This window comes from Variimorphobacter sp. HTMS_6, from assembly GCF_059717775.1.
The window spans coordinates 2,793,861-2,819,842 of the sequence record NZ_AP046094.1; the positions used below are offsets into that span (position 1 = coordinate 2,793,861).

General features: G+C 34.6%; 23 protein-coding genes and 1 tRNA gene. 16 read left to right on the top strand and 8 right to left on the bottom strand.

The window, feature by feature from the left end:
* Positions 1 to 114 precede the first annotated feature (114 nt).
* The 3 genes from AC6IWN_RS12680 (at position 115) to AC6IWN_RS12690 (ending at position 1,946) form a co-directional block, all read left to right on the top strand.
* Entirely contained in the window at positions 115 to 906 is a 792-nt protein-coding gene (locus AC6IWN_RS12680; protein WP_497987778.1) for a hypothetical protein, read from the top strand.
* Positions 907 to 967: 61 nt separating this feature from the next.
* Positions 968 to 1,450: a hypothetical protein gene (locus tag AC6IWN_RS12685; RefSeq protein ID WP_497987779.1), complete on the top strand. Its 483-nt coding sequence runs from the start codon at positions 968 to 970 to the stop codon at positions 1,448 to 1,450.
* Positions 1,443 to 1,946 (top strand): GreA/GreB family elongation factor, encoded by a 504-nt coding sequence (locus AC6IWN_RS12690; protein WP_497987780.1) that lies wholly within the window; start codon positions 1,443 to 1,445, stop codon positions 1,944 to 1,946. Before AC6IWN_RS12685 ends, AC6IWN_RS12690 begins: the two co-directional genes overlap by 8 nt.
* A gap of 95 nt (positions 1,947 to 2,041) precedes the next feature.
* Here AC6IWN_RS12690 and AC6IWN_RS12695 read toward each other — a convergent pair whose 3' ends face one another.
* Positions 2,042 to 3,205, bottom strand: a complete 1,164-nt coding sequence (locus tag AC6IWN_RS12695; protein WP_497987781.1) for an FtsW/RodA/SpoVE family cell cycle protein — start codon at positions 3,203 to 3,205, stop codon at positions 2,042 to 2,044.
* Between the two features lie 250 nt (positions 3,206 to 3,455).
* On the opposite strand from AC6IWN_RS12695, the gene AC6IWN_RS12700 reads away from it, so the two are divergent.
* A complete protein-coding gene (locus AC6IWN_RS12700; RefSeq protein WP_497987782.1) occupies positions 3,456 to 3,803 on the top strand; it encodes a VOC family protein in 348 nt (115 codons plus the stop codon).
* Positions 3,804 to 3,943: 140 nt separating this feature from the next.
* The gene (locus tag AC6IWN_RS12705; RefSeq protein WP_497987783.1) at positions 3,944 to 5,095 is read left to right on the top strand and encodes a glycerate kinase; all 1,152 of its coding nucleotides are present in this window, start codon (positions 3,944 to 3,946) and stop codon (positions 5,093 to 5,095) included.
* Between the two features lie 152 nt (positions 5,096 to 5,247).
* Here the strand turns inward: AC6IWN_RS12705 and AC6IWN_RS12710 are convergent, their stop codons facing one another.
* Both AC6IWN_RS12710 and AC6IWN_RS12715 read right to left on the bottom strand, forming a co-directional pair.
* Complete coding sequence (locus AC6IWN_RS12710) at positions 5,248 to 6,831, bottom strand: glycoside hydrolase family 43 protein (RefSeq protein ID WP_497987784.1); 1,584 nt, start codon at positions 6,829 to 6,831, stop codon at positions 5,248 to 5,250.
* Between the two features lie 381 nt (positions 6,832 to 7,212).
* Positions 7,213 to 9,075 carry a glycoside hydrolase family 3 protein gene (locus AC6IWN_RS12715; RefSeq protein WP_497987785.1) on the bottom strand — a complete coding sequence of 621 codons (1,863 nt, stop codon included), beginning with the start codon at positions 9,073 to 9,075 and terminating at the stop codon, positions 7,213 to 7,215.
* Positions 9,076 to 9,477: 402 nt separating this feature from the next.
* Between AC6IWN_RS12715 and AC6IWN_RS12720 the strand changes: the two genes are divergently transcribed.
* The 4 genes from AC6IWN_RS12720 to AC6IWN_RS12735 all read left to right on the top strand — a co-directional run bounded on the left by AC6IWN_RS12720 (position 9,478) and on the right by AC6IWN_RS12735 (position 13,088).
* Complete coding sequence (locus AC6IWN_RS12720; RefSeq protein ID WP_497992206.1) at positions 9,478 to 9,894, top strand: pyridoxamine 5'-phosphate oxidase family protein; 417 nt, start codon at positions 9,478 to 9,480, stop codon at positions 9,892 to 9,894.
* Between the two features lie 212 nt (positions 9,895 to 10,106).
* The gene (locus tag AC6IWN_RS12725; RefSeq protein WP_497987786.1) at positions 10,107 to 10,508 is read left to right on the top strand and encodes a hypothetical protein; all 402 of its coding nucleotides are present in this window, start codon (positions 10,107 to 10,109) and stop codon (positions 10,506 to 10,508) included.
* A 40-nt stretch (positions 10,509 to 10,548) separates the two neighbouring features.
* The gene (locus AC6IWN_RS12730) at positions 10,549 to 12,258 is read left to right on the top strand and encodes a ribonuclease E inhibitor RraB (protein WP_497987787.1); all 1,710 of its coding nucleotides are present in this window, start codon (positions 10,549 to 10,551) and stop codon (positions 12,256 to 12,258) included.
* Between the two features lie 626 nt (positions 12,259 to 12,884).
* Positions 12,885 to 13,088, top strand: a complete 204-nt coding sequence (locus AC6IWN_RS12735) for a cold-shock protein (RefSeq protein WP_497987788.1) — start codon at positions 12,885 to 12,887, stop codon at positions 13,086 to 13,088.
* A gap of 123 nt (positions 13,089 to 13,211) precedes the next feature.
* Here the strand turns inward: AC6IWN_RS12735 and AC6IWN_RS12740 are convergent, their stop codons facing one another.
* Complete coding sequence (locus tag AC6IWN_RS12740; RefSeq protein ID WP_497987789.1) at positions 13,212 to 14,357, bottom strand: acyltransferase; 1,146 nt, start codon at positions 14,355 to 14,357, stop codon at positions 13,212 to 13,214.
* Between the two features lie 263 nt (positions 14,358 to 14,620).
* On the opposite strand from AC6IWN_RS12740, the gene AC6IWN_RS12745 reads away from it, so the two are divergent.
* The 3 genes from AC6IWN_RS12745 (at position 14,621) to AC6IWN_RS12755 (ending at position 18,809) form a co-directional block, all read left to right on the top strand.
* Positions 14,621 to 14,692: transfer RNA gene (locus AC6IWN_RS12745), tRNA-Gly, on the top strand.
* A gap of 438 nt (positions 14,693 to 15,130) precedes the next feature.
* Positions 15,131 to 16,819, top strand: coding sequence for a DUF262 domain-containing protein (locus tag AC6IWN_RS12750; RefSeq protein ID WP_497987790.1), 1,689 nt, complete (start codon positions 15,131 to 15,133; stop codon positions 16,817 to 16,819).
* Entirely contained in the window at positions 16,809 to 18,809 is a 2,001-nt protein-coding gene (locus AC6IWN_RS12755) for a GmrSD restriction endonuclease domain-containing protein (protein ID WP_497987791.1), read from the top strand. The genes AC6IWN_RS12750 and AC6IWN_RS12755 overlap by 11 nt, the downstream gene beginning before the upstream one ends.
* A gap of 233 nt (positions 18,810 to 19,042) precedes the next feature.
* On the opposite strand, the gene AC6IWN_RS12760 is transcribed toward AC6IWN_RS12755, so the two are convergent.
* Together AC6IWN_RS12760 and AC6IWN_RS12765 are read right to left on the bottom strand one after the other, a co-directional pair.
* The gene (locus AC6IWN_RS12760; RefSeq protein WP_497987792.1) at positions 19,043 to 20,218 is read right to left on the bottom strand and encodes a hypothetical protein; all 1,176 of its coding nucleotides are present in this window, start codon (positions 20,216 to 20,218) and stop codon (positions 19,043 to 19,045) included.
* Complete coding sequence (locus AC6IWN_RS12765; protein ID WP_497987793.1) at positions 20,208 to 20,705, bottom strand: RNA polymerase sigma factor; 498 nt, start codon at positions 20,703 to 20,705, stop codon at positions 20,208 to 20,210. Before AC6IWN_RS12765 ends, AC6IWN_RS12760 begins: the two co-directional genes overlap by 11 nt.
* A gap of 238 nt (positions 20,706 to 20,943) precedes the next feature.
* On the opposite strand from AC6IWN_RS12765, the gene AC6IWN_RS12770 reads away from it, so the two are divergent.
* From AC6IWN_RS12770 to AC6IWN_RS12785, 4 genes are all read left to right on the top strand, one after another.
* Complete coding sequence (locus AC6IWN_RS12770; RefSeq protein ID WP_497987794.1) at positions 20,944 to 22,254, top strand: IS30 family transposase; 1,311 nt, start codon at positions 20,944 to 20,946, stop codon at positions 22,252 to 22,254.
* Positions 22,251 to 22,556, top strand: coding sequence for a hypothetical protein (locus AC6IWN_RS12775; RefSeq protein ID WP_497987795.1), 306 nt, complete (start codon positions 22,251 to 22,253; stop codon positions 22,554 to 22,556). Before AC6IWN_RS12770 ends, AC6IWN_RS12775 begins: the two co-directional genes overlap by 4 nt.
* Before the next feature lie 550 nt (positions 22,557 to 23,106).
* Complete coding sequence (locus AC6IWN_RS12780) at positions 23,107 to 23,493, top strand: hypothetical protein (protein ID WP_497987796.1); 387 nt, start codon at positions 23,107 to 23,109, stop codon at positions 23,491 to 23,493.
* 101 nt (positions 23,494 to 23,594) lie between these two features.
* Complete coding sequence (locus AC6IWN_RS12785; RefSeq protein WP_497987797.1) at positions 23,595 to 24,080, top strand: hypothetical protein; 486 nt, start codon at positions 23,595 to 23,597, stop codon at positions 24,078 to 24,080.
* Between the two features lie 57 nt (positions 24,081 to 24,137).
* Here the strand turns inward: AC6IWN_RS12785 and AC6IWN_RS12790 are convergent, their stop codons facing one another.
* Positions 24,138 to 25,232 carry a sensor histidine kinase gene (locus tag AC6IWN_RS12790; RefSeq protein WP_497987798.1) on the bottom strand — a complete coding sequence of 365 codons (1,095 nt, stop codon included), beginning with the start codon at positions 25,230 to 25,232 and terminating at the stop codon, positions 24,138 to 24,140.
* Positions 25,229 to 25,903 (bottom strand): response regulator transcription factor, encoded by a 675-nt coding sequence (locus AC6IWN_RS12795; RefSeq protein ID WP_497987799.1) that lies wholly within the window; start codon positions 25,901 to 25,903, stop codon positions 25,229 to 25,231. Before AC6IWN_RS12795 ends, AC6IWN_RS12790 begins: the two co-directional genes overlap by 4 nt.
* Positions 25,904 to 25,982: the final 79 nt, after the last annotated feature.

Sequence of the window (25,982 nt, forward strand, 5' to 3'; positions counted from 1 at the left end):
GCAACATTCATTTTTATCCTATAGGGGATGATGGTGCATTCTTTGTTCTGGAAAACAAATCTAAATCGTGATAGAATAGTGTTATCTTAATTTACAATTCGGAGGAAAGAAACTTTGAGAACGAAGGCACTACTTGTAATCGTATTAGGAATAATTTTAGGGTTAGGTATCAGTTTGTTTGGATATCGTACCGGCATCTCACATAATGATATGATGAGATATTTTCTATATAGCGAAATATTACTCATTATTTTGATAACAGCTATATTAATATATAGAAAGCAACACTTCCAAAAGAAGTACCAAGTTATATTGCTAATCCTTATAAATGAAAAAGATCCTGCCCGTTTCATCACAGAGATGATCCGATTAGTGAATAAAGTTCATGGATTTTATACTAGAAATCTGTATGAGATATCCCTGGCTACCGGATATAGTGCAAATGGTGAAGATGAGCGAGCATACAACATATTAACCTCCATTGATCCAAGAAATTTATCTGAGATAAATCAAGCGATTTACTATAACAATTTATTTGCATTTACTTATAATCTGGGTGATGAAACATCTGCCATCTCTATCCTAGAAGATAATAAAGAATTATTTAAAAAATATAAAGATGATCCTGTGCTAAGCGGTGGTCTGGCTCTTAACATGGTATTTCGCTACCTTTCGGAGCAGGATATTGAACAAGCCAAATCCTATCTAGCTAAGGCGGAGAGCCTATGCACTATCCCGTATCTAAATGATATGGTAGAATATCTTAAAGCAGAAGTCCTCTTTTGTGAAGAGCGTTATGAAGAGAGTGAAATTCTACTGCAGCAATTGAAGAGCCAACGATTAACTCCTTCCCTGCTTAAGAAGATTAACCAGCGTGAGGAGGACCTATCTGCTATAGACAGATAGATTCGTCATATAGTTTGGATAGGTTAGCAATATTATAAACAATGCATAGGAGGAATTCCGAATGACAAGAAAAATAACTGTAGCTATCTCAATAAATGATTTCACGGATGGGTTCCATGCTAATATTAAACCAAATTCCTTATGGCGAAAAAGTTGGGATCAATCTGCGTTTATCGGTAATATAAGGAAGCATAAGTTCTATTTTTATTGGAAACCTGCTTATATCAATAATAGCTGGAGAACTCTGGTAAGAGGTTCTGTTATAGAAGACCGTGATGGAATTATCATAAGATACAAGTATGATAAATTTCATTTTGTAAAGATATCTAGTTCGATTTCATATGCATTTTTTATTGTAATTTCATTTATCTTACTTTTAGATCTTCAGATAGCTGGATTATTCCCTCTCTCTTTAAGCTTTCTGGCTCTTTTTTCAATCTTTTATAGGAGTAAAAAAAGCCAGGTGATATTACATAAACAATTAATTAAAATCATCACACCGGAACATATTGAACAAATAGGAACGGAGAAAGATCATGTATGATAAGATTACGCTAAAAGATATTAAGAGAATGGAAGAAGAAATCGAATATCGCAAGCTGGTTGTCAGAAAAGAGGCTTTGGAGGATGTTAAAACCGCGAGAGCCCATGGTGATCTTAGTGAGAACTTTGAGTATAAGGCTGCAAAACAATATAAGAATCAAAACGAAAGTAGAATTAGATATCTAGAGCGAATGATTAAAACTGCACAAATCATCCCGGAGGATTCGAATGATGATGAGGTCGGTTTAAATGATAAGGTTACCATATACACACCGGAGGATGATAGTGAAGAAGTGATCAAAATTGTGACAACGGTACGATCCAACCCGCTCAAAGGAAGGGTTAGTATCGATTCTCCACTCGGAAAAGCACTCCTTCACCGCCATATCTCTGATAAAGTTACCATACAATCCAACGACACCTATACCTACGAAGTTATCATAAGAAAAATCGAAAAACTGGAAGATACGGGTGATGATGAGATGAGGAAATATTAGCTCAATTCCTCTCAATACCCATTACCAAGGGGATGTTGCAAAACAAATAATTCTATTAAGGAACAATGTTATTTGCAACATCCCCTCTGCGTTATCTATGAATGAAAGCTTAATCTGTTCTCGGCTCTACTTCTTTGCTTTGCTGCGATGTTAAGCACCAGCCCCACACCCATCATTGAACTCAGAAGCGAGGTTAAACCATAGCTTATAAACGGAAGCGGAAGTCCTGTATTCGGTAATATCTTTGTGGCTACGCCCACATTAACAAAGATCTGAAACATCAGATACCCTGATACTCCCATACAGATTAATCTTCCCATATAATCCGTTGCGCGGGTGGATATTATCAAACATCGAATAATTAATATTGCATAAAGAATCATTACAATAAAGCTTCCGATAAATCCAAAATCTTCACCAACAATTGAAAAAACAAAGTCACTTTCCTTTGCATAGATTAAATTATATTCTTTATTATCATCAATTTCTGAATCAATTAACTTCCCATGAAGCCCCCCGGAACCTATCGCTCCAATAGACTGCAGCTGTTGATAATCGCCACCCTGACTATTCGCTTCATCATTTGAAAAGTAATTCAACACTCTGTTAACTTGATAACTTTCAATAAATGGTAGTTCTACATGAAAGAACACCACACTCACAAACAGAGCAATTACAGTAGGTAGTACGATCGCCAAAGCTGCACCGATTACCTTGTAGCCAATCCCGGACGCATAGACAATAATGGCGAATATAAACATTAATGACAAGCTGGAACTCAGATGGGGCTCTAACAAGATCAAAACCATCGGAATCAATGATACAATTCCTAGAATAACCAATACATAAATCTTGTCCAGCTTACTTCTGAATCGGTTACACAAGTATGCTAAAAATAGGATTAAAACAATTTTTGCAACTTCTGAAGGTTGTAATGGCATACCAAATACAACAACCCATCTCTTTACACCATTCTTATTTTCAGCAAATACGAGCGTTAATGCCAGCACGATCTGCATAACGACATATAGCGGAAAAGACAGAGAACAAAGAATACGATGATCAATCAACATTATTCCCATAATTAAAAGATAACCAAGTAATATACCCGCTACCTGTTTTATAAATATTGCATCTCTATTTTTACTTGTGATAAACGCCTGTCGCTCACAATACAACCCTACCAAAATTAATATGGTCATCACTATGACAATCAGAAAATCTATTCTACTAAAATGTGCTTTAATTTTTCCTATCACTGGTTTACTTCCCTTCAATCCTTTTTTATGCTATATATATCTCTCTTCATAAACATAAATTCGCTTCGATATAATTACGTTCTTACTGTTATACCCATTATATTCTATGATTTGTCAATCCACAAGGGGGCTTGGATAATTTTACTTCTAAGATCTATAATACTAAACATTGTAAATTAATGTTTACTATTATCTGCTACTAAAGTATAATATGTGCAGATTATTATGTGAATTCAAGGAGGTACTATTAATGAAAATCGGTGAGGTTGGACTATTAACAAATGATGTACTAAGACTGGCTAATTTCTATAAGAAACTATTACATATAGATACTGAGAACAATGATTCCGTTCATCAGACCATTATTGCGGATGAGACTATGCTAACGATCTATAATGATGGTAGCTTCAAACATAATAATAACCAAAATATATGTCTTGCCTTTACCGTTGACGACCTTGATAAAGAATATCAGAATTTATTAACTCTAGGTGTGGAGATCATAGAAAAACCAACGTTACGCCCTTGGGGATCGACCAATATGAGTTTTTATGATCCTGACAGAAATATTATTTATTTTAGATGCCTTAATAGATAGTTACCTTTTTATAAACAAATAATCATTTATCTAGAGACCAGCATATATTTATCCACATACATCTTAGTCACTTACAAATTATCCTCATCTTCTAGGTTGTATTAACAAGTAAATAAACATTAATAGGAGCGCTATATATTATGAAAGTTGTAATTGCTATTGATTCACTAAAAGGAAGTTTATCTTCAATGGATGCAGGAAATGCCATCAAACAAGGAATCCTTCATGCTTGTGAAGCTCAAGTTATCGTCAAACCGCTTGCAGATGGTGGTGAAGGGACCGTTGATGCCCTTCTCTCAGGCATGGAAGGTAGTAAGATAGAACTGAATGTTACCGGTCCTCTTGGGATGAAAGTTCCTGCTACCTATGGTATCTTGAAGGAGAATAACACCGGAGTATTTGAGATGGCTGCTGCAGCGGGTATTAACCTAATTCCAAAAGACTTATTAAATCCTATGAATACGACAACCTACGGCGTAGGCGAGATGATTAAGGATGCAATACAACGAGGATGTAGGAATTTTATTATCGGAATCGGAGGAAGTGCCACCAATGATTGTGGTATCGGAATGCTACAAGCGCTTGGCTATGAATTCATAGATAAAGACGGTAATCCAGTCGGTATTACTGGTAAGGATATCATGAAGATTACCAGGATTAATACGGAAGCTGCATTGCCTGAACTAAAGGATTGTTGTTTTAAGATTGCCTGTGATGTAACAAACCCTCTCTTTGGAGAACACGGAGCCACCCAGATATTTGGTCCTCAAAAGGGTGCGACTCCGTCTATGGTTACTAAGCTGGATAATAGTTTTAAAAACTTCTCAGAGCTTGTGAATCATACCCTCACTAAGGACTATGCAAACATACCCGGAACAGGAGCTGCCGGCGGCTTAGGTTATGCGTTTCTAACCTTTTTAGATGCCACTCTTGAATCCGGTATCCAAATCATATTAGATGAAATCAAGCTTGAGAATGATATTCGTGATGCTGATTTTGTAATCACCGGGGAAGGAAGGCTAGATTTCCAGACCTCTATGGGAAAGGCACCAATTGGTGTTGCAAAACTAGCGAAAAAACACGGTAAAAAAGTAATTGCATTTGCTGGAGGAACCACTACGGATGCAGTAAAATGTAATGATGTTATAGATGCATATTTTAGTATTCTTCAGCTACCGATGACGGTGGAGGAGGCGATGAAACCTCAAACTGCAACAGAAAATTTATCGTCTGCCGCCTCACAGGTCTTTCGCTTGATTTCTGCCTTAGATAAAACATGGAATAATAAATGATAAGTATAAGCGCTATAATTCGTCCCACAGATCTCCAATAATTTCATCCTATTCAATGACAAGAAAAGAGCACATATTGCTATGTGCTCTTTCCCATTTATAGTTTTCGGAATAAGATAATAAACAAATTAAAAAGTAAAACTTATCATGCTCTACAGTTCCTTATATTCAAAATAATCAAAGTCTGCATAAGAACCTCGACCGGAAAAATCCTGGGCACAGATTCCAATAAATGCTCCTGTAAACATGATATGACCTGTTTTGTTAAAATAGTCATCTGATAAAACGGTAGCGTCTAAGTCACTTCCTATCCGGATGTAATTCTTATTATCAAGTGAATAGGAGAAATATGCTTTTTCTTTCTGGGTGGTCAGTCTTAAGTAAACTTCCCCCTCAGCCGGCAAAGAGATACCAACCCCGATAGGCTGTGAACCCTTGCCCAATACACAGGACATAATGGAAAGAACGCGGCCTGCCACTTCATCCTCCGTTATATATAAATAATAGTAACTCACATTGTTATAATAATATACCAACCCTGCTAATGTCTGAAAGCTCATTGGTTTAAAATCAATCTTAGTAGTTGCTTCAGCATAGAAGCTCTGTTGTCTATGTGCTAAAAGTGACTGCTCATGATTTGAGCTAAAGGATTCTTTGCCATATAGACGTAAGTAACCGGGTCTTTCGGTCAATGATGCTCTTTCACCAAGTGGTACTCTTAAGGTCTGTAAATGAATGCTCCAGGAGGGATCATTAAAGTCCTCCATCATATACTTCTTTTCAATAATAGAATCTGCTTCTACTCCTTCAATCTCTACAATTTCACTCGGTGTATTACCACCATTCGCAAGACGAAGCCATCCGTCCTTCCATACAACTTCCTGCAAAGAGGTTTCGCGGCCTAAGATGCACATGCGTTCGTCCCCAACAGGACGACCACAAAGATGTGCCAAATACCATCTATCGTTATGCCCTTTTACCAAGCTGGCATGGCCTGCTTTCTGAAGAGGATTAAGTGGTGCCTGCTGTGAGGTCAGTAAAGGATTTCTTGGATCTACCTCATAAGGTCCCTCTAAGTTCTTACTTCTCGCCATCGTAACCGCATGTTCATACGATGTACCACCCTCCGCAGTCATCAGATAATAATATCCGTCATGCTGATATAGGTGAGGTCCCTCTGTAAGTCTTAACTGCGTACCTTTAAATATATTAATCGGTTCCCCAATCAATGCTTTCTTTTCTTCTGAATATTCCTGTAATACAATCCCACTGAATTTTGTACTCCAGCATCTGTAATCATTCAACATATTCAAAAGATATTTCTTGCCGTTCTTATCATGGAATAGAGACGGATCAAAACCACTGGAATTCAAATAAATCGGCTCAGACCATGGACCCTTGATATCTGATGCAGTCACCAGATAATTATGGGTATCCTTAAACATACCGATAAAGGATTTCACATCCGTATATATCAGATAATAGGTACCGTTGTCATAGGATAAACATGGTGCCCAAATGCCGCAGGAGCTTGGCTCACCAATCATATCTAATTGAGTAAGTCTCTCCAGAGGATGTGCAATTAATTCCCAGTGTATCAAATCTGTAGAATGATGTATCTGTACCCCAGGAAACCATTCAAATGTAGAAGTTGCTATATAATAATCATCACCCACTCTAAGTATAGAGGGATCCGGATTAAAGCCTGTTAATATAGGATTTTTTACGTATGCCATGTTGCACTCCTTAAGTTAAATATCAAATGTAATAGTCTGTATCATATATTATATAAAACCATACTCTATGGTTAAATGTTATAGTACATGTTTGCTATATTTTACTCACAACAATGAATTTCTTATCTTAGTAGATTATACCACATAATAAGTTAACATAATATGCGTATAATCATTAAAAAAACAACCAATATTTTATTACATTTGTCCAATAATAAATCTGATTATGTCGATTATGTATCGAAAAATACAATTTTGTTGGGTAAAAAAGGTTCAAGTTATATCTGATAAATCAGAGTCCTCGAACCTTTTCCTTAAGTATATAAGCAATTCTACCAATAAATTTCATTAAAATCGACAAAAGAAACTCTACACAAATACCTATTTGCTATATTTAAGACCATAGCCTACCGTATATAATACGTTATTCGTTCTAATATCCTTGGTATTTGAATAATAAGGCATTGGGAGGGTTCCTTTAAAATCGCTTTTACCGGTTAAAACATTTGCTACCCCGCCTCCCTCGCTTCCGGGCAGATAGCACATCACAATACTATCCCACTTCTTCATATAGTCAGTCATAATGACATTTCTTCCCGCTACCATCAAAGCTATCGTAGGATGACCGAGGGAATCGGCAAGCTTAATCGCATCTGCATTCCCATCAAGTGCTAATGCACCGGTAATGCTGATATCTTCGCTGTCACCCTCCCACTCTGCATAAGGCTTTTCACCAAGACAGAGCAGGGTTATGTCAGCATCGGCCGCCTTCTTTTTATCGGTTATAATCGTCAAATCATATTCCTTTGCGATGTCTTTTAAGCCTTCCAAAATTGTAGTTCCCTCTGGGATCCATTTGTCCGTGTTATCCACATCTGTCTTGCCGGACCAGGTAATTGTCCACCCACCACACTGAACACCCACATCATTAGCGGCAGGGCCGGTTACAAATATCTTACTACCTTTTTTGATTGGGAGAATATTATTATCATTTTTTAGCAGAACCATACTCTCTTCTACAAGCTTCTTTGCTAAATCACGGTATTCTTTTGTTCCGGTTTTATCTACTTTTGATGTAACCTTTTCCATCATTGGATCATCTAGTATCCCCATCTCTTTTTTAACAGAGAGTATCCGGCTTACCGCATCATTAACACGTTCCATGGCGATACTTCCTGCATTTACTGCCTCAACGATATACTGACGACATTGTTCATAATCACTATCCTCCATCAACATATCGATACCGGCATTAATTGCAGTGATTGTTTGATCCTTCAACGTATCACCTGGTATATTATGTATCGAATCCCAGTCACTTACGATAAATCCTTTAAAGCCCATATCTTTCTTTAGTATCGAGATATATCTCTCATTTGCATGCATTTTTACACCATTTAAACTGCTATGACTTATCATAACAGTCTTCACACCTGCATCTATTAACGACTGATATACTTTTAATAGATCCTGTATCTCAGTATCTGTGAGTTTGGCATCTCCACGGTCGATTATGCGACTGATTCCATCCGAGCTCTCCCCTGTTCCATACATTACATTTCCATCACCGAAGAAATGCTTCGCACAGGGCAAGATTCCTTCCTCCATCAAGCCTTTTGCAAATGACGTCCCGAGCTTCGCTACGATATCCGTCTGAGAGGAATAACTTTCATAAGTGCGTCCCCATCTCGGATCCTGGCTCGCAGCCACACAGGGTGAAAAAGTCCATAACATTCTGGTTAACTTGGCTTCGTTTGCCACCGCCTTACCCATCTCATAAGTTAGCTTCTCGTCATTTGCTGCGCCGATACCGATGTTATGAGGAAATATTACTGTATCTGTGCATGTATTTACCCCATGAACCGCATCATTGCCGTAGATATATGGGATACCCGCCTTTGACTTTAACGCATTCTTTTGATAATCCAAAATTATATTCTTCCACTGGGTTGCATCCATTGCATTATCCCCATAGGTAGAAAGAATGCTTCCATAATCGTATTTTTTCATATCTTTGGCGGTTATATTGTAAACTGCCCCCTGTACCATCTGTGCTGCCTTCTGATCCAATGTCATCCCTTTGAGTATCTCTTCCACCGTTCTTGCCGGTGCCTTTGTAATCGGTGTCTTAGTAATCGGTGTCTTTGTTAAATTGTTCTGAGGATTTTTTTCGTCCGTCGGTTTAGAACATCCGGTAAAAATCAGACAGAAAATAAGTATTAAACTGATGAGTTTTCGTTTCATAGACAGATCCCCTTCCCTGTTCATATAACTTTAGTTACCCAACTACAGTTTAACCTATGTGGAATATATTTACAACATCTACATGTCAATGCTAGATCAATACGTTCACACCGAATATGTATCTGCTATAGGAGATATCAGCTTACATTCATTCATAATTACTCTATCGTAATAATTGAACCGGGTGCCTTCTCTAGATTCTCAACAAAACTCAACAAAATTTCCATTCTTAACAACAACCGAAGAAAAATATATTCCATTTATTGCCTTATTATGGTAAACTAGGGTAATAACTGTAATCTTATTCCAATCCACGTTATATTGGTTAAGATTATGCATTATAATTTACAAACCAATTTACAAACAACTAACAGAAAACCTAAATTTGGAGATACGTATATGATGAGAAATCCGGTACAAACAATAGGAAACTTAATCGACAAAAGCAGCACTGCAATGATTAGTTACACAGACGAAGAGGGCTTTCCAATTACTAAAGCCATGCTTTCTCCCAGAGAGCGTGATGGAATTAAGGAATTCTGGTTTACTACGAATACATCGTCGAATAAAGTTAAATATTTTCGAAACAACTCAAAAGCCAGCATCTATTTCCTTGATAAACGCTTTTATCGTGGAGTGAGCCTGATTGGTACGATAGAAATTCTCGAAACAGCTGAGGACAAAGAGAGAATATGGCGTAGCGGAGATACGATGTATTATCCCGGTGGCGTTACCGATCCGGATTATTGTGTGTTAAAATTTACAGCCATCAAAGGCAGATACTATAGTAACTTCCACAATGAGGATTTCACAATATAGATTATGTTTATATGTTTCAGTTTTCATAAATATTACCCCTATGTTATAATTGTAGTAATTGTTTGCACCAAGGTAGACAATAAATACAATATAGTGGAGAATAAAATGAAAAAACACAGAAAAACCCCATCATAATGTTGATTATCCTACTAATTCTTATTAGTGTGATTTATTACTTACCCAAAAAGATGGACAAAAGCTACGAGTCAATTATGTTCCGATTAGGAGATACCTCCTATTGTGAAGCGATGAAAGTTTCCTTTCATGGATACTATGCGAAGGGACTCTTTCGTGGGGATAAGTTTACAGGCTCTATTACCATCAATGATAAGCTACTAGATAAGATTGATATCCGTTTAAATAAAAACGGGGCTGCTGTGCTTATGTATTATGACAAGAGTCTCGGTGAATATACAAGTTACGGAACGCTTTACACAATGAATGGTATGAATGAAATCACAGTAGCTGTATCCGAAAACACGATTCAAAACACGAAAACCTGGTCTACAAAAAACGGTTTAATGCTCTCCTCTCCTGCCACGGATCGTAAAGAGGCACTCAAGATCAGCAATCGTATAATCAACCGATCCATACCGAAAATTACATTAAAATAGAATTGACCAAAATCCATACTCATTCAGGAGGTTTTTTTATTTGCTTAACACACTTGAAAAACACAAGAAATCATTTTCCAGCATATTTTTTCTGATTTCCACAATTTTAATACTACCATTTATATTATTAGTAAAACAAAATTTTATACAGACTACATTAATTGTAATTCTTGCAATTCATTTGATGATTGGCTGTATCTACTTTTTTAAAGGAATATCCGGGTTCGTTATGAGTATCGTTTATTATCTCTTCCTGGTTTTGGCGATTATACTCAGACTTTTGATGCAACGCTTTATTCCATTACCGTCTTTTCTGGATAAAGAGGTATTTAACTCCGTTTCTATCGCAATCTTTGTATTACTCACTATCGTGTTACGTATTCCTCAACTAGCCAGAGATTTCATTGATAATCGTGCACAAGACACAACTCCTTTACTCTCCCTAGATGAACTTTATCAAAAATCATTTGGTGTGGATGGCTTGAATGAAAGCCCAGTAAATTACGATACTTATGTCGAGTACAATAATGGTTTGAATAATTCAGAAAAACCATATAGTTTGGCAAATGCCTCTCCGATGCTTCGCTATTTTAGAATTACTCTGAGCATCATATTATATGCCGTAAGTGTTATCGGACTAATCATCGGCTCAAATTCCGGGGATAATGCTACCACATTTCTGACTTCTTGGGTGTATTGGCTTATGATATTATCATTTGCAGGGTTATTCACATCTTCCATCCTGTTGATATATGGGATAATTCGCTTCCTAATTAGTATTCTAGCTAGTATTATTCTCGTTGTTGCTAGCTATTTTGTATATATACTATTAATGCGAATGAAACAGATCTCTATCCCTTTATTTATAATTTTACTAATTTGTATCCTTCTCCTTTTAATCCTATCATTTTATCGTTTGATTCGATACATATCGAAGGAACCAAACCGGACTCTGACGTATTATGACAAGGAGGATATCATAGTCGGAACAAATCTTGTATTATATGACCTTTGTCCGATACTTGAATATACAAAGTTAGCAATTGCAGAGATTCATTTTCAAGAAAAAGACGTTCCAGACATATTTGAAGGCTTTAGTGATGACTCTGCTTTCTTTTGTAAAAATAAAAAGATTATTATTGCAGGAGTTAGATTTGATCTTAATAAAAGAGTCTTTCTGATGTACCTTTATTGTAAATCTGATAAACAGATTAAAGCAATTGATCGATTTTTAAATAAGCATCTTGTCCGCCCTTATCAGGTCACACTTACCACTGACATTCATTGGGACACTTATAAAACCGAATTGTATCCGGATATTATAAGCTTGATTAAACTTAAAAATGAACAGATAATTGAAACCCTCGAGGAGCAACACTTTGATTTTTCCAAACAGCACCCTATGATATTTACGGTGCAATTTGAAGACAAGGACAACGCCTTATCCTTTAAAACCGCTGCAGTAGAACATGGATATGATAAAGCTGTTTATATCGATAACAGTGGCGCAGCGAAGGAATTAAATCTAATTAAGAAATATTTTAATCAAGTATATGTTCAAAAAACATTTCGAATCTCCCCTGAGTGGCTGAACTTAGAGACACTTAAACTCAATCGTTTGGCACAGGATTATAATGGTGATTATGACTTTATTCAATTGGGAGAAATCGATGAAGAGTTCCTAGAGAGTCTATTCGATGATATGGAACGTTCAAACCCGAAGGTAGATTCTCAATCGAATGAAATATAGCTCTTCTAATGATCATTTCATGAATTCGATGCATTAATCATATAATATAACGACCAAAGCCGGAGGCAACAAAGATGTTAATGTTATATCATATCGGTAATGTATTTGGTGTTTTATTAGGTTTGGGGTTATGTACAATCTCCGCAATTGGAATTTATCAAACCCTGTCATCCAAAGAGGACGATGCGTAACCACAATATCAAAAAGATATGTCGAACCATTCTCTCAACCATAAGGATTATGGATACTAGCCGGAAGGAATGCACATGCAGATTTCTTCCGGTTTACTATTTCGGAACTTTCCTTCGTATCATATAATGCACAAATTGTTTCATGCGATAAATCCCCCGAAATATCATAATATATGCCTGAAATCACTGTAATTAAACCATTTTAAGACATCAAACAAGGAATAAATTGAAAATATAGAATAATATACTTACAGAATAAACATAAAAATATGTTGACTTTCTCTTCATTTCATAATAAGATAAGTATGTTATATGAGATGTAATTTTAGATTCACATATTTTTATAAATCATTAACACTCATTGATGATTTATAAAAATATGTGATTTTTAATATTCGCCGAAAATAATAAAAAATATATTAGGAGGTATCTTTCATGAACAAAGGTACAGTAAAATGGTTTAACGCACAAAAGGGATTTGGATTTATCACTAACAACGAGAATGGTGAAGATGTATTCGTACATTTCTCAGGAATCGCTGTTGATGGTTTTAAAACTTTAGAGGAAAATCAGAATGTAACTTTTGATATTGCTCAGGGTGCACGTGGTTTACAGGCTGTTAACGTTCAGTTAGCATAATTGTAACTGCATAAAAGCTCCGGACTAAAGCGTAAGCTTAGTCCGGAGCTTTTTTATGTTGTAAGAGCATTTTTGCATTATAGTAAATCCTGTTCAACATGATATACTTCTCATATCCACCTTTTAATATATGACCTTGTTTAAAATGCGTATCTTCTTGATTATATAAGAGAACAAAAAGCATAGGGGTATCGCAATCATACCGGTTCCAAAGAATTTTATCAAAGGATGGATCTCTGTATGGAGAAACAACATAGACACTCCGATTAAGATTGGTGGATGGAATACATAAACGCCAAAGGCTGAATCAGACATTGTCTTTATTAAAGAGGACTGTCTATTATGTCTCTTTAGAAATATTCCTATTAAGCCAATTGACATCGCAACGGCGACAAAGGATTCCCATGTAGCATAGGCTGCACTCTGCCAAGTAAATCCTCCCTTATAAATGTCAAACCCTACATCCAAGGCACCACCTGTAACCATAAGAATTAACCATAATGGTATTCCTACCCCAAATGCAGCGATCAACCAATTCCTCCCCATTTTATAGCCAATCTGTGAAAACCAATCATTTCGTCCGGCCTTTACTCCGACAATAAACAGTACTATGTATTGTGCAAAAAAGCATAACTGCATATTAAGAATATTGGTATCAATTGGTTGAATCAACCTTATTAAGAAAGCAATAACTGAAATGGTGATTATCAGTATAAATACGGATACTCTTCCAGGTAATTTCATTTTCGTATTGTCCGACTTCAATTTGTTCTTCATAATTACACGGATAACCGCGTAGATACAATTAAAAATCAATAGAGCAAATGCAAACCATAGAGGTCCACTCTCTCCGACGAATGTAAGGCTAACAATATAGTGGAGATACTGCTTCCCTACTTGTTCGTGATCCATATAATTTAACATATACCAGATAAATGGATTAATTATCAGCATATAGATTAACGTTGGAATCCCTAATCGAATGAAACGATCCGCCAGGAATTTTTTGCATCCCTTTTTATCATAAGATCTAGATACAAAATAACCGGATAGCAGGAATAAGATACCCATGAAATATGCTTGTGTAAACGACTGAAACAGCCCAAAAAACACCGTCGATACGGTATCCAAGCTTCCTTCCTCTGTTACATACCAGCTTCCTATTCCACTAAATGTAACTGCTGTATGTACCAATATAACAAATATTATCATCAATAATTTTAGGTTGTCGATATACAAATATCGCATTTTTTGATTATCCTTGAACATATATACTCCTTTATTTTTACATTTATCCAAATTATAGCATTACTATAGTACCTTGTACATAGATTATGAAAATCCTTATGTCTAAAACATAACGCTCATACGAATAATTTCCATAACAAGTAAGGCGTTGCCGATATCTGGTTTTGGTTAAATATAAAAAAGAAAAAATGGTCAATTCCAATAAAAAAATATCAAATTAGTATTGACAAAACGCTCAATTTATTATATTCTATGTCTTGCGCAACACAATTGCACAAACAAATGCGCGAGTGGCTCAGTGGTGGAGTATCGCCTTGCCAAGGCGAGGGTCGCGGGTTCGAATCCCGTCTCGCGCTTAATATGAAAAAAGGAATCTTCGAAAGAAGGTTCCTTTTTTGTTATTCAAATGTAAGACTAGATTTGATCTCATACAGACCGAACATTTAGAAGAATAAGAATTGAGGCTCTCATGCCGAGATTCTTATTCTTCTGAGGGCTTTACGAAGAGGATGCAATCCTGATGAGTAAAAACCATGCGAGGAGGCACGGGGAGAATCCCCGTTTCGCACATAATGAAATCATTTATTATACGTCATTTATTATACTTGTATATTATTTAAACTTTTGATTTTTGTATGTAGACAACGGCAAAATATATGGTAATATTATACTAATAGAATTTTACAGCTTTTGGACAAAATATAATTTTATATAACCAATAATTCAATAATTCTATAAAAGAAAGAAAGGATAAATACAATGATTTTGTAACCATCATTGTATAAGATTGATTTATGGATAATGTATTATTACTTAAAACAATAAACGAGTTAAGTGAATACTCGTTTTACATACCTGCATATCAAAGAGGGTATAGGTGGTCTCATAAAGAAGTAAATGACTTACTTAATGATATTAACGAGTTTATACCACGTCTAGTTAATGAAGAAACCGGAGAAAAAACTTGGTATTGTTTACAGCCTATTGTCGTAAAAAAAAGAAACGATGGACAATACGAAGTAATTGATGGCCAACAAAGATTAACTAGTATTTTTTTAGTATTGCATTATTTAAATCAAGATTTTATTGAAAAAAAGAGAGATAAGTTATTTCCGTTAAATTATGAAACAAGATTAAATACACAAAAATTTCTTAATGAATTAGATGATGAAAATTATTGCGATGATAATAATGTAGATTTCTATTATATATCTAAAGCGTATCAAACAATTTGTAATTGGTTTGATACTAGAGGTAATAATTTCGATAGAGGTGAATTCAGATCAAAATTCAAGTTTTCTTCTAAGGTCATATGGTATGAGAGTTTTGAAGAAGATTCAATCGCTATATTTACACGTATAAATATTGGAAAAATCCCTTTAACTAATGCCGAATTAATTAAGGCTCTATTTCTTAACAGTTCAAATTTTGACAAATCAGGTGAAGAAAAATTAAGATTAAGACAGTTAGAAATAGCTTCTGAATGGGATAATATAGAACATAAGTTACAAGAAGATAGACTATGGTTTTTTCTAACAGGAAACAAAAAAGAAACTAACAGAATCGAGTTTATTTTTGACTTAATTAACGATGAATTAGATATGACGGACATATATTCAACTTTTAGATATTTTAGCAAAAAACTTTCAGATAAAAATATTGAAGACAATTGGATTGATGTCAAAAAATACTATCAGAGTTTTGTAGATTGGTATGATGACAGAGAGTTATATCATAAAATTGGATATTTAATATGTATTAATTCTACTACTATAAAAAAGTTATATCAGATTTCTATTACATCAACAAAAAGCTCTTTTAAATACTATCTTGATGATACAATAAGAAATGAACTTAAAAGTGTAAAACTTGATGAATTACAGTATAGTGACAAAAATGTTGAAAAAGTTCTTCTTTTATATAATATATTAACTATGATTAAAACAACTAAAGATAATTCCTATTTTCCGTTTGATTTATATAAAAGTGGTAGTTGGGATATTGAGCATATTACTTCTATTAAAGATTCAATTCCTGAAAAAAATCGTGAAGAATGGTTAAAAGATGCTATTCCGTTTATAGATAATTCAACATTTGAAGGTTCTAAACTGAAGGAAAAAGCCACAGAATGTGATTTGCAAAATGATACAACTTTTAAAGATTTATTTGAAGAAATTGTAATGCATTTTAATCAATATCTTAATGATGATGATATAAATGATATAACTAATTTATCTTTATTGGATTCAGTTACAAATCGGGGATATAAAAATGCAGTCTTCCCTATAAAACGTAAGACTATAATTGATAGAGATAAAGCAGGTGTTTTTATTCCTATTTGCACTAAAAATGTTTTCTTAAAATATTTTAGTGATTACCCACCTAAAATATCATTTTGGACTCAAGATGATAGAGAAAAATATGAACAGGATTTATACTTTGTTCTGGATGTTTATTTAACTGGAGGTAAAGATGATAAATAATAAATGTGAAGAAAAAATTATTTCTTTTATAGATTTATTACGTGAACATAAAGTTGAAATCCCTATTATACAAAGAGATTATGCACAAGGAAGGGAAGAAAGCATAGAGATACTTGAACTTTTTCTCGAAGCACTTCATGATAGCATAACCCATCAAAAAAATATTAGACTTGATTTTATATATGGTAATATTGTAAATGGATATTTTCAACCATTAGATGGGCAGCAAAGATTAACTACTCTTTTTTTATTATACTGGTATGCATATATGCGAGATATAGATAAAATTAGTGAGGATGATAAAGATATATTATTAAACTTTACTTATGAGACTAGAATTTCATCTAGAGATTTCTGTAAAGATTTGGTAAGTAATCCACTAAAGATTTATAATACTGATATTAGTATTAAAAATAAAATTATAGACTCTAGTTGGTTTTTTCTATCTTGGAAAAAAGACCCTACAATTAAATCAATGCTTAATAGTATCGACAAAATACATAAGTGGTTTTCCGGAATTAATGGATTATGGGACATTTTAACAAATGGAAATTATATAACTTTTTATTATGTAGAGTTGGAGAATATTGGTCTAACAGATGATTTATATATTAAAATGAATGCAAGAGGTAAATTATTAACTTCATTTGAACATTTTAAAGCTGGATTACAAAAAAAATGTTCCGAAGAAAATTGGGAAATCAATAAAGGACCTAACAAAAAATTTTCTTTTAAAATTGATACTGATTGGACTGATTACTTTTGGGAACGATACAAAAGAGATTATAGCGTAGACGTTGCACATATGCGTTTTATTACTGCTATTGTTATGTTAAGAATAGCTATTGAAAAGAAAGAAGATAGAATTCAGCTAATACAAAAACTTAATGACCATACTGAGTCGATTAATAGTACTTTCATAACACCTGAAACTTTTTATTATTTAAAACAATGTTATGAACTATATTGTAGTGAAACTTATAAGCAAGAAATGCTTAATTTACCATTCCCATTATGGAGACATGCTCCAAAGAGTTCATTCCTTTCTGCAATAGTATTTGATGAAGGGCAAAGTGCACAATCTCAAAGTGATAGTTCATATACAACTAAAGTATTATTTTATGCTCAAACTGAATATTTATTAAGAAACGATATATTCAATCAGGAAAAATTCTATGAATGGATGAGAGTCATAAGAAATATTGTCTCTCAAGGTGATGTTGACAAAGATGGTAAAAGGCCTGATATTATTAGAAGTCCACAAACTTTTGTAGGTGTAATTAATCTAATAAATGAATTAGCTGTTGGTTGTAAAGATATTTACAGTTATCTCAATAATTGCACTATTAAATCCACATTTGCAAAAGACCAAGTGGAAGAAGAAAAGATTAAAGCAAAACTTATTAAAGATGATCTGAACTTAAAATTATTGTTATGGAAAGGAGAAGACAATGAACTATTAAGAGGTAGTATCCGTTTCCTTTTTCATTGTATTGACTATGATAAAGATTCATATATATTTAATAAATTTAATGCATCATTATTTTCAAATACTCAAGTAGTTTTTGAAAAATATTTTAATAAAGAGACTGAAATTTCTCCGGATTTAAGAAGAGCCTTTCTATGTATCGGAATAAGAGGGAAATATGAGTTTTATAATTATTGGTGGTCTAGATGGGCTGTTAAAAATGCAACAAAAAGAAAGCTCTTAGATAATTATAGAGAGCTTGAATATTTAATTAACAGTGATGAGAAAGATTACTTTAAAAAACTAGTTCTAGAATTAACCCAAAGTGATTTAAAAGCATTTGCAGAAAATTTCCAACCACCATTAGATATGCCAAATTGGAAGAAGAGATTAATCAACGAAAAAGCATTATTAGACAATGCCAAATCTAATTATATTGCTATTTCAGAAGACAATTCGTGTTGTTATTTACTTAAAAGCAAAAGACCTAGAGATACCGAAGGATGTATTGAAATAAAATAAGTATTTTAAAGCTTCTTATTCCTCGTTTATACTAGTAAAGCTAGCATTTAGGCTTGATTACCTTTATGATCACCTTATTCCGATGATGCACTGAAAACTCCTTTCTTTCAGTGCTTGTAAAGGTACGTTCGGATTCAAATCCCCGTCTCGCGCTTAAAAAGGGCTATTGTAAAATCATTTTATAAATGGTTTTGCAACAGCCCCTTGGCAATTATATATAACTTATCATAGCATCATTGTTCATAGTTTTTTAAAAACTTTATAACCTTTAACGCAAGTTCAGATATCTTATCTACGGTATAACCGTTGTAATCCTCAAATGCACTACCCTCATCTCCAAGGTTGCTAATCGTACCATCTTGATTCACACGAGCAACCATATAAGAATTCATATAATGCTTTCCTTCGTAGTTATTTACAAACAAAAGATAACGTTCCCCCTTTTTTAGTAAAACCGTCTCGTTATTATCAGCGCTTATCAAGATTTCACCTTTTGGCTCTTCTCCTGATAATACACGCTCAACATGGGCGGTATATATAAGTTCTGTTCCGCCATATTCCACCTTCTTCCTCTTAAGATCAGCCATAACTGTAACCTCTAACAACTGCGAATCCCTCATTGCCATGCCAAAGGACGAATTAGCCAACTTCAGGTTATCATCCTGTGACATACTTATAATATGATTTGTAACCACCTGATAATCTTTCCCGTCATAACGATTAAAATCAGTGTAATCAGAATGCGACCAAATCTTTCCCTGATTATCTATCTCAAACAATACATCTAAATCTCCGCCTATATAATATTCTCCCTCGTGTTTTACAATTGGAAGAAGATACGCTCCGCCTTCGCGTAATAAATTAGTAACCTCATCGCCTGTACAACCGCCATATAAGTATTGCGTTAAATTAAGCGTTGATGGAATCTTTTCCCCTAATACTGTCTTTAATGTTTTTACCGTTGCAATCTGCTTATCGCCGGTGTCGGTGCCTTTCGCCTGAACCAACTTTGTTTTCGCTACTTTTACAATAACAAAACTGTGTTTATGATATCCAAAAAAATCCGCAAATCTGAAGAAAACCATCCGATCCATTGTCATATCCGACGTTATCTCCGTCAACTTGAATTTATTTACCGGAAGCCCCTTAATCTCATTCGATAACTGATCAAGATCAGCTGTTTTCCCTTCTGATGACGTATCATGTTTTGTGCCAACCCTGTCAATATTACTGATAAACACCCCAACCATTAACACCAAACAAGCTACGGCTGCAATAGCGAAAGGTTTCCAATACATAATTATTTTTCTTTTGCCTGACTGTGATGTTATATTCTGTAACATACGCTCCTGCGCCAAACTATCCGGCTTAACTTTATTCCAGGAATCAATAATCCTTTTATTCTTCATTAAAATCACTCCCTAATTCTTTTCTGAGGACATTGCGAGCCTCATGTAAATGGTTACGGATTGTAGATTGCGGTTTGTGAAGAATATCAGCTATTTCCACACTTGTATAACCTTCATAATAATACAGATATACTACTGTCTTATATTTATCAGGTAAGCTCATGACAACTTTTAGGGTGTCATCGATTTCGATACCACTGGCACCATACAACTGTGCATAGTCTTCTATATTCTCTCGCTTGCGCCACCAAGCCTTTAGGATATCTTTACATACATTCGTAGCCGTTCTAATCAACCATGCCTTTTCGTGTTCTTCACTCTCAAAGGCTACATGATATCTGATCATCTTTAGAAAAGTATCCTGAACCGCATCCTCCGTATCGGCACTATTCTTCATATAAGCGAAGCAGACACGATAGACAGTTTTTATATGGCGTGCGTAGATATTCGCAATCTCCTTGTCCGTACGCGACAAAGTTTTTATCATCGTCTTGCCTCCTTTCAATAATAATACGATTGAGAACAGGGAAGTGTCGGGTAATAATGAAACATAATACATTATCTTAATCATCGTTAATTGCCAAAGTAAATTCCAGTCCGCATCTTTCAAAAGCTGATTTTACTTTGGCAATCTATGTCCATACCGTTTACCTTACAGTTTATCTGTCAAACTCATTTATGTTATAGTTATGTTGCTATGTCCCGGTAAATAAGGAGGTACCAACATGGCCAATAATAAACATTTAACGCTAGAAGATCGCTCAACTATCCAATCCATGCTAAAGGACAAAACATGCTTCAAGGAAATTGGGCGGGTTCTTTTCAAGGATCCTACGACGATTTCAAAAGAGATACGTTCCCATCTAGTCTTTCGACGTATCGGAGGTATGCACACTCGTTACAATGCATGTCAGCATCGCTTTTCCTGTTCAAAAACTCACCTCTGTAGTCCCTGCAATGCCGATCGCAGATTCAAGCTTTGTAAACACTGCTCCATGTGCAACTCTTTTTGTAAGGACTTTCAAAAAACTCTATGCTTTCTTTTGGAAAAACCACCGTATGTCTGCAATGGATGCTCAAAAAGATTTCAATGCAGCCTCGAAAAACGCTATTACTATGCAGAAGAAGCTCATAAGGAATATCGCTTGATTCTTTCAGAGACTAGATCTGGCATCTCTCTTTCCGAAGAAGAGGTTCTGTATCTTGATGATCTTATCTCTCCTCTTATCAAGCAACAACAGTCTCCTCATCATATTTATGTAACAAATCGTGACTCCATCATGATCAGTGAGCGCACGATTTATCGATTAGTAGATGCTCGTGTTCTTTCTGCAATGAACCTTGATCTTCCTAGGAAAGTTCGCTACCATTCTCGCAAAAAAACAATTCAGCTAAAAGTGGACAAATCATGTCGCATTGGACGCAATTATGAATGCTTTCAAGCCTTCCTAACCAATCATCCGGATGTCCCCATTACTCAACTCGACTCTGTTGAGGGCAAAAAAAGCGGAAAAGTTCTGCTTACAATTCACTTTGTGAATACTGAAATGATGCTTGCTTTCCTCCGTGATCATAACGATTCTAAGTCAGTCATAGCGATTTTTAATGCACTATACCGAAACCTAGGATCGAAATATTTCACACGGATTTTCCGAGTATGTCTCGCTGACAATGGAAGTGAGTTCTCCAACCCAAAGGCAATTGAGTTTGATGTGTTGGGGAACCAAAGAACACATATCTTTTATTGCAATCCCAACGCACCTTATCAGAAAGGATCGGCTGAGCGCAATCATGAATTTATAAGATGTTTTTTGCCCAAAGGCACTGATTTAGAGCCATATACTCAGAAAGATATCAATCGAATGATGGATCACATTAATTCGTATAGCAGAGAAAGTATTGGTGACAAATCTCCTTACGATATGTTTGCCTTCCTCTATGGCAAAGACATTCTAGATTTACTTGAGTGCCACCGTATTCCTCCCCAGGATGTGACACTCAATAAATCTATTTTTGATAAGGAGGTCGAATTATGATGTACGATAAAAAATCCATTAGTTATCAAATCAACCTTGAAGCGCTTCACGAAATGGAGGAATGTGTCCCAATGACGCTAGATGAACGCAAAAATCTACGTGAATGGGTCCGTAAAGGCCATGACATCGATTCCAATCCATGGGATTACTTAGATTCTGACGATATGCCACTCAACTTCCTACAAGCATATCGGTTAGAGATTGGATATTCCAGTGGCCCATGGGACTACTGGAAAGGCCCCGAACATCAAACATACTGGAATGATGACTTAAAATGTTTCTTATCAAAAGATGAAATCTAACCACCAATAAACCAAACCGGGACACAGCATCACATAACTCCATTGACGGGTGGAATTTACTCTGGCAAAAAAATGACTAAATCTCACTCGCGCTGAATTGCGCCCTTTTTTCCTTACCTAAGTCCAATTTTACACCTATAATCACCAAAATGCATTAGTTTTAAGAGAACATAGCAATTCATTCTTGATCTCCACTACTTTACTGTCATGGGACTAGAGGTTTACTATGGCAAACTAGAACTTACCCTGTCAATTGACCTTATCTTAATCATATTTTATGGTACTTTTATGGTATTAAAATTATTAGGAATGAGAAAGAATTATTCAAATTTTGACTTTAAGTTCGTCGTATTATATGTTAAAATTTACCTTGTATATTATTTTAACGGGAAATTCTTATTAAAACAATCAATATTTTACAAGGAGTAACGGCGGTAACTATAACAAAATTAAGCAAAGCTATTAGTTTAAGCATCAATATCAAATGATAAATGGGAGTTATATTTTAGATTTATAGATTATATACCTAAGTTAAAAAGGAGAATTTTAAATGAGAAAATCATGTATTAGCCTTGTAATTCTTTTCATAATATTGTTAACAGGTTGTACTTTCAATAATTCAGATATCGTAAAGAACGGAACCTATATTATGGTACGAGATAAAGCAGATCCTGGCGCACTACCCTATGTCACAATATCTGATAAAAAGCTTACATTCACATACGATTTACTAAGTAGTTATATGACAGGAGGCAGTTATTCTATTGAAAATGGCAAATTGACGATGAAAACAGATGATGATCAATATACTTATGTATTTCTAGTCGAGGGAAACAATCTTTTATTTCAGAAAAAGGAATCCTCACCGATCAAAATGAAGTATGATAAATCAGGTATTAAGATAGAGAATAACACTAAATTCCATCGAAAAAGATAACAAAAAAATTAAGTTGGTATTTCCAATTAATAATCTACTTATTGTATAATTGAGAAATCATCAAAAACTTAAAGTTATATTACTAGAACTAAGGGGGTATCATGTTATTAACAAAACCAGTTGAAGTAAATTTATACGAATTTATAAGCAAAGGGAAATTTGACTGCATAAAAATTGGTCAAACAAAAGAATGGATATTAAATAACTTCCCTGATCCTGACAGTATTAATTATATGGGTAATAACCTTTCTATTTGGCTTTATGGGAATATAGAATTTCATTTTGATAATGACATATTAGTTTTGATATGGTGTGATAATTACTATCGATTTAATGCCGGGAAGAATATCAATTTAGAAAGATGGATATTTAAAAACACAAGGCATTTGACCCTTGTAAAAACGATTAAAACGTTAAATCAAAATAAGATTAGCTTTACATTAATACATAATGAAAAATCCGAAAATGCAATCATTCGGATATTAACAAGTGGCGTTGAACTTCATTTTGTAGTGCACGAAGATAACAAGTATAAGAATACCGATACAAATTCACTTCAACTAGAATCTTTTGGTCTATATAACTAATTCTAAAATTAATCTTGATTTTTGTTTAAGATTAATACACCGCACTGATTTTTATCTTTACTCCTGTACATCACCAAGAATCGGCAGTTCCACTACGAAAGTGGTTCCCTCTTCTTTCGTGCTATTGAAATAGATGACACCTCCGGATAACTCCACAATTTTCTTTACTAAAACTAAGCCCAGCCCGAAGCCATCCTTCGTGCGGGATTTGTCTCCTTTATAAAAACGTTCAAAAACACGTTCTCTGTCTTTCTCCTCAATTCTTGTTCCCTGGTTTACCACCTTAAATATAGCACATTCATTCTTCATATTGAGATGAATTCCAATCTCTCCATCTTGATTAGAAAACTTAATCGCATTCTGAATCAAGTTTATCCAAACCTGTTGGAGCAAATTTTTATCTCCGAAAAATAAGATTTCATCCAAATCAATGTCCAAAGATAGATTTTTCTTTGTCCATTGGATTTCGAGTAATAGAATGGATTTTCTAATCTGTTCATCTAAGTAATAAACAGAGAACTGATTCTGAATCACTTTACTATCTAGTTCGGATAGTTTTAATAAATTAGAGGATAACAAAGATAAGCGCTCGCCTTCATTAATAATAATTTCACTATATTCCTCTAGCTGTTTGTCCGTCATTCTACCATCCTTGATTAGTTTTGCGTAACCAATTATTGAGGTTATCGGAGTCCGGAATTCATGCGATACATTAGATACAAAATCCTTTCTCATTACATCAATGTTCTTTAGTTCCTTTGTCATAATATTAAAATCAGATGTTAACTGTCCAATTTCATCCCTATTATTACTATGGATTTCAATATCAAAATTACCTTTTGCAACTTCCTTAGAAGCCTTGGATAACAGTTTGATTGGTTTTACTATACTTCTAACAACTATAATAATTAAGAAGGTTCCAAATAGTGCACTACATAAAAATACAATTCCTGTCATAGTACGGATTCTATGGATTTGTTCAACAAGCTTACTGTTTGTGGTGAGTAACTCTATTTTAATATAAGGTCCAACACCATTTGTTATAAAGTGAAATACCGCACCGAAGGTCAGTGAATTCAACAGCCACCATATACCGACAAAGATCAATACAAACTTTGCGTAGATAGATTGTAATGGAAATAACTTTTTCATATCATCCTTTCTGCCTTGTAGCCAAGACCTCTGACTGTAATTAATTTAAATTCTTCAAGTTCATCGAATTTCTCTCGTAAACGTTTGATATGAACATCTACCGTTCGGACATCGGTTTCATTATCTAGACCCCAGATTTCATCCATGAGATCCTGCCTTGTGAATATCTTTTTCGGATAACTAAGGAGTTTAAATAATATTAGAAACTCTTTCTTTGGAAGGAGGATTTCTTCTGATTTCGTTTTTACCGTAAGCAAATCATAATCAAGTACAATATCACCAATTATAATCCTATGATCATTGCTTATTTTTGCTCTACGCAGTAATGCGGATACACGCAATAACATTTCATCGAAATCAATCGGCTTAACCATATAGTCATCGGTACCAACCTGAAAGCCTGTTTTCTTATCTTCAAAACTTTCTTTCGCGGTAACCATTAGAATCGGGAAGTTGTAATTGGAATCTCTTAGCTCCTTTGTCAAGGTGAATCCATCCATATTCGGCATCATAATGTCAGCAATCATTAGATCGATATGTTCTTTATCAAGGATATCCAGTGCCTCTAGTCCATCGGATGCACTTAGCACGTTATAACCATCTCTGACTAGATATGTTTTCATCAGGTTACGAATACTGTCATTATCATCCACAATTAAAATTTGAAACATGATATACCTCCTAACTTTTTAGTCATATATTTAATTTTGACTTTTAAATCTCTGGTTAGCTTTCTTCTATAAAGACACA

Excerpts from the sequence above, each read along its gene's own strand:
- AC6IWN_RS12715 (WP_497987785.1), bottom strand. The coding sequence starts at position 9,075 with ATGAAACGAAAACTCATCAGTTTAATACTTATTTTCTGTCTGATTTTT.
- AC6IWN_RS12700 (WP_497987782.1), top strand. The coding sequence starts at position 3,456 with ATGAAAATCGGTGAGGTTGGACTATTAACAAATGATGTACTAAGACTG.
- AC6IWN_RS12790 (WP_497987798.1), bottom strand. The coding sequence starts at position 25,232 with ATGAAAAAGTTATTTCCATTACAATCTATCTACGCAAAGTTTGTATTG.
- AC6IWN_RS12740 (WP_497987789.1), bottom strand. The coding sequence starts at position 14,357 with ATGTTCAAGGATAATCAAAAAATGCGATATTTGTATATCGACAACCTA.
- AC6IWN_RS12710 (WP_497987784.1), bottom strand. The coding sequence starts at position 6,831 with ATGGCATACGTAAAAAATCCTATATTAACAGGCTTTAATCCGGATCCC.
- AC6IWN_RS12775 (WP_497987795.1), top strand. The coding sequence starts at position 22,251 with ATGATGTACGATAAAAAATCCATTAGTTATCAAATCAACCTTGAAGCG.
- AC6IWN_RS12760 (WP_497987792.1), bottom strand. The coding sequence starts at position 20,218 with ATGAAGAATAAAAGGATTATTGATTCCTGGAATAAAGTTAAGCCGGAT.
- AC6IWN_RS12725 (WP_497987786.1), top strand. The coding sequence starts at position 10,107 with ATGTTCCGATTAGGAGATACCTCCTATTGTGAAGCGATGAAAGTTTCC.
- AC6IWN_RS12705 (WP_497987783.1), top strand. The coding sequence starts at position 3,944 with ATGAAAGTTGTAATTGCTATTGATTCACTAAAAGGAAGTTTATCTTCA.
- AC6IWN_RS12690 (WP_497987780.1), top strand. The coding sequence starts at position 1,443 with ATGTATGATAAGATTACGCTAAAAGATATTAAGAGAATGGAAGAAGAA.
- AC6IWN_RS12735 (WP_497987788.1), top strand. The coding sequence starts at position 12,885 with ATGAACAAAGGTACAGTAAAATGGTTTAACGCACAAAAGGGATTTGGA.
- AC6IWN_RS12720 (WP_497992206.1), top strand. The coding sequence starts at position 9,478 with ATGAGAAATCCGGTACAAACAATAGGAAACTTAATCGACAAAAGCAGC.
- AC6IWN_RS12755 (WP_497987791.1), top strand. The coding sequence starts at position 16,809 with ATGATAAATAATAAATGTGAAGAAAAAATTATTTCTTTTATAGATTTA.
- AC6IWN_RS12770 (WP_497987794.1), top strand. The coding sequence starts at position 20,944 with ATGGCCAATAATAAACATTTAACGCTAGAAGATCGCTCAACTATCCAA.
- AC6IWN_RS12785 (WP_497987797.1), top strand. The coding sequence starts at position 23,595 with ATGTTATTAACAAAACCAGTTGAAGTAAATTTATACGAATTTATAAGC.
- AC6IWN_RS12780 (WP_497987796.1), top strand. The coding sequence starts at position 23,107 with ATGAGAAAATCATGTATTAGCCTTGTAATTCTTTTCATAATATTGTTA.
- AC6IWN_RS12795 (WP_497987799.1), bottom strand. The coding sequence starts at position 25,903 with ATGTTTCAAATTTTAATTGTGGATGATAATGACAGTATTCGTAACCTG.
- AC6IWN_RS12750 (WP_497987790.1), top strand. The coding sequence starts at position 15,131 with ATGGATAATGTATTATTACTTAAAACAATAAACGAGTTAAGTGAATAC.
- AC6IWN_RS12765 (WP_497987793.1), bottom strand. The coding sequence starts at position 20,705 with ATGATAAAAACTTTGTCGCGTACGGACAAGGAGATTGCGAATATCTAC.
- AC6IWN_RS12685 (WP_497987779.1), top strand. The coding sequence starts at position 968 with ATGACAAGAAAAATAACTGTAGCTATCTCAATAAATGATTTCACGGAT.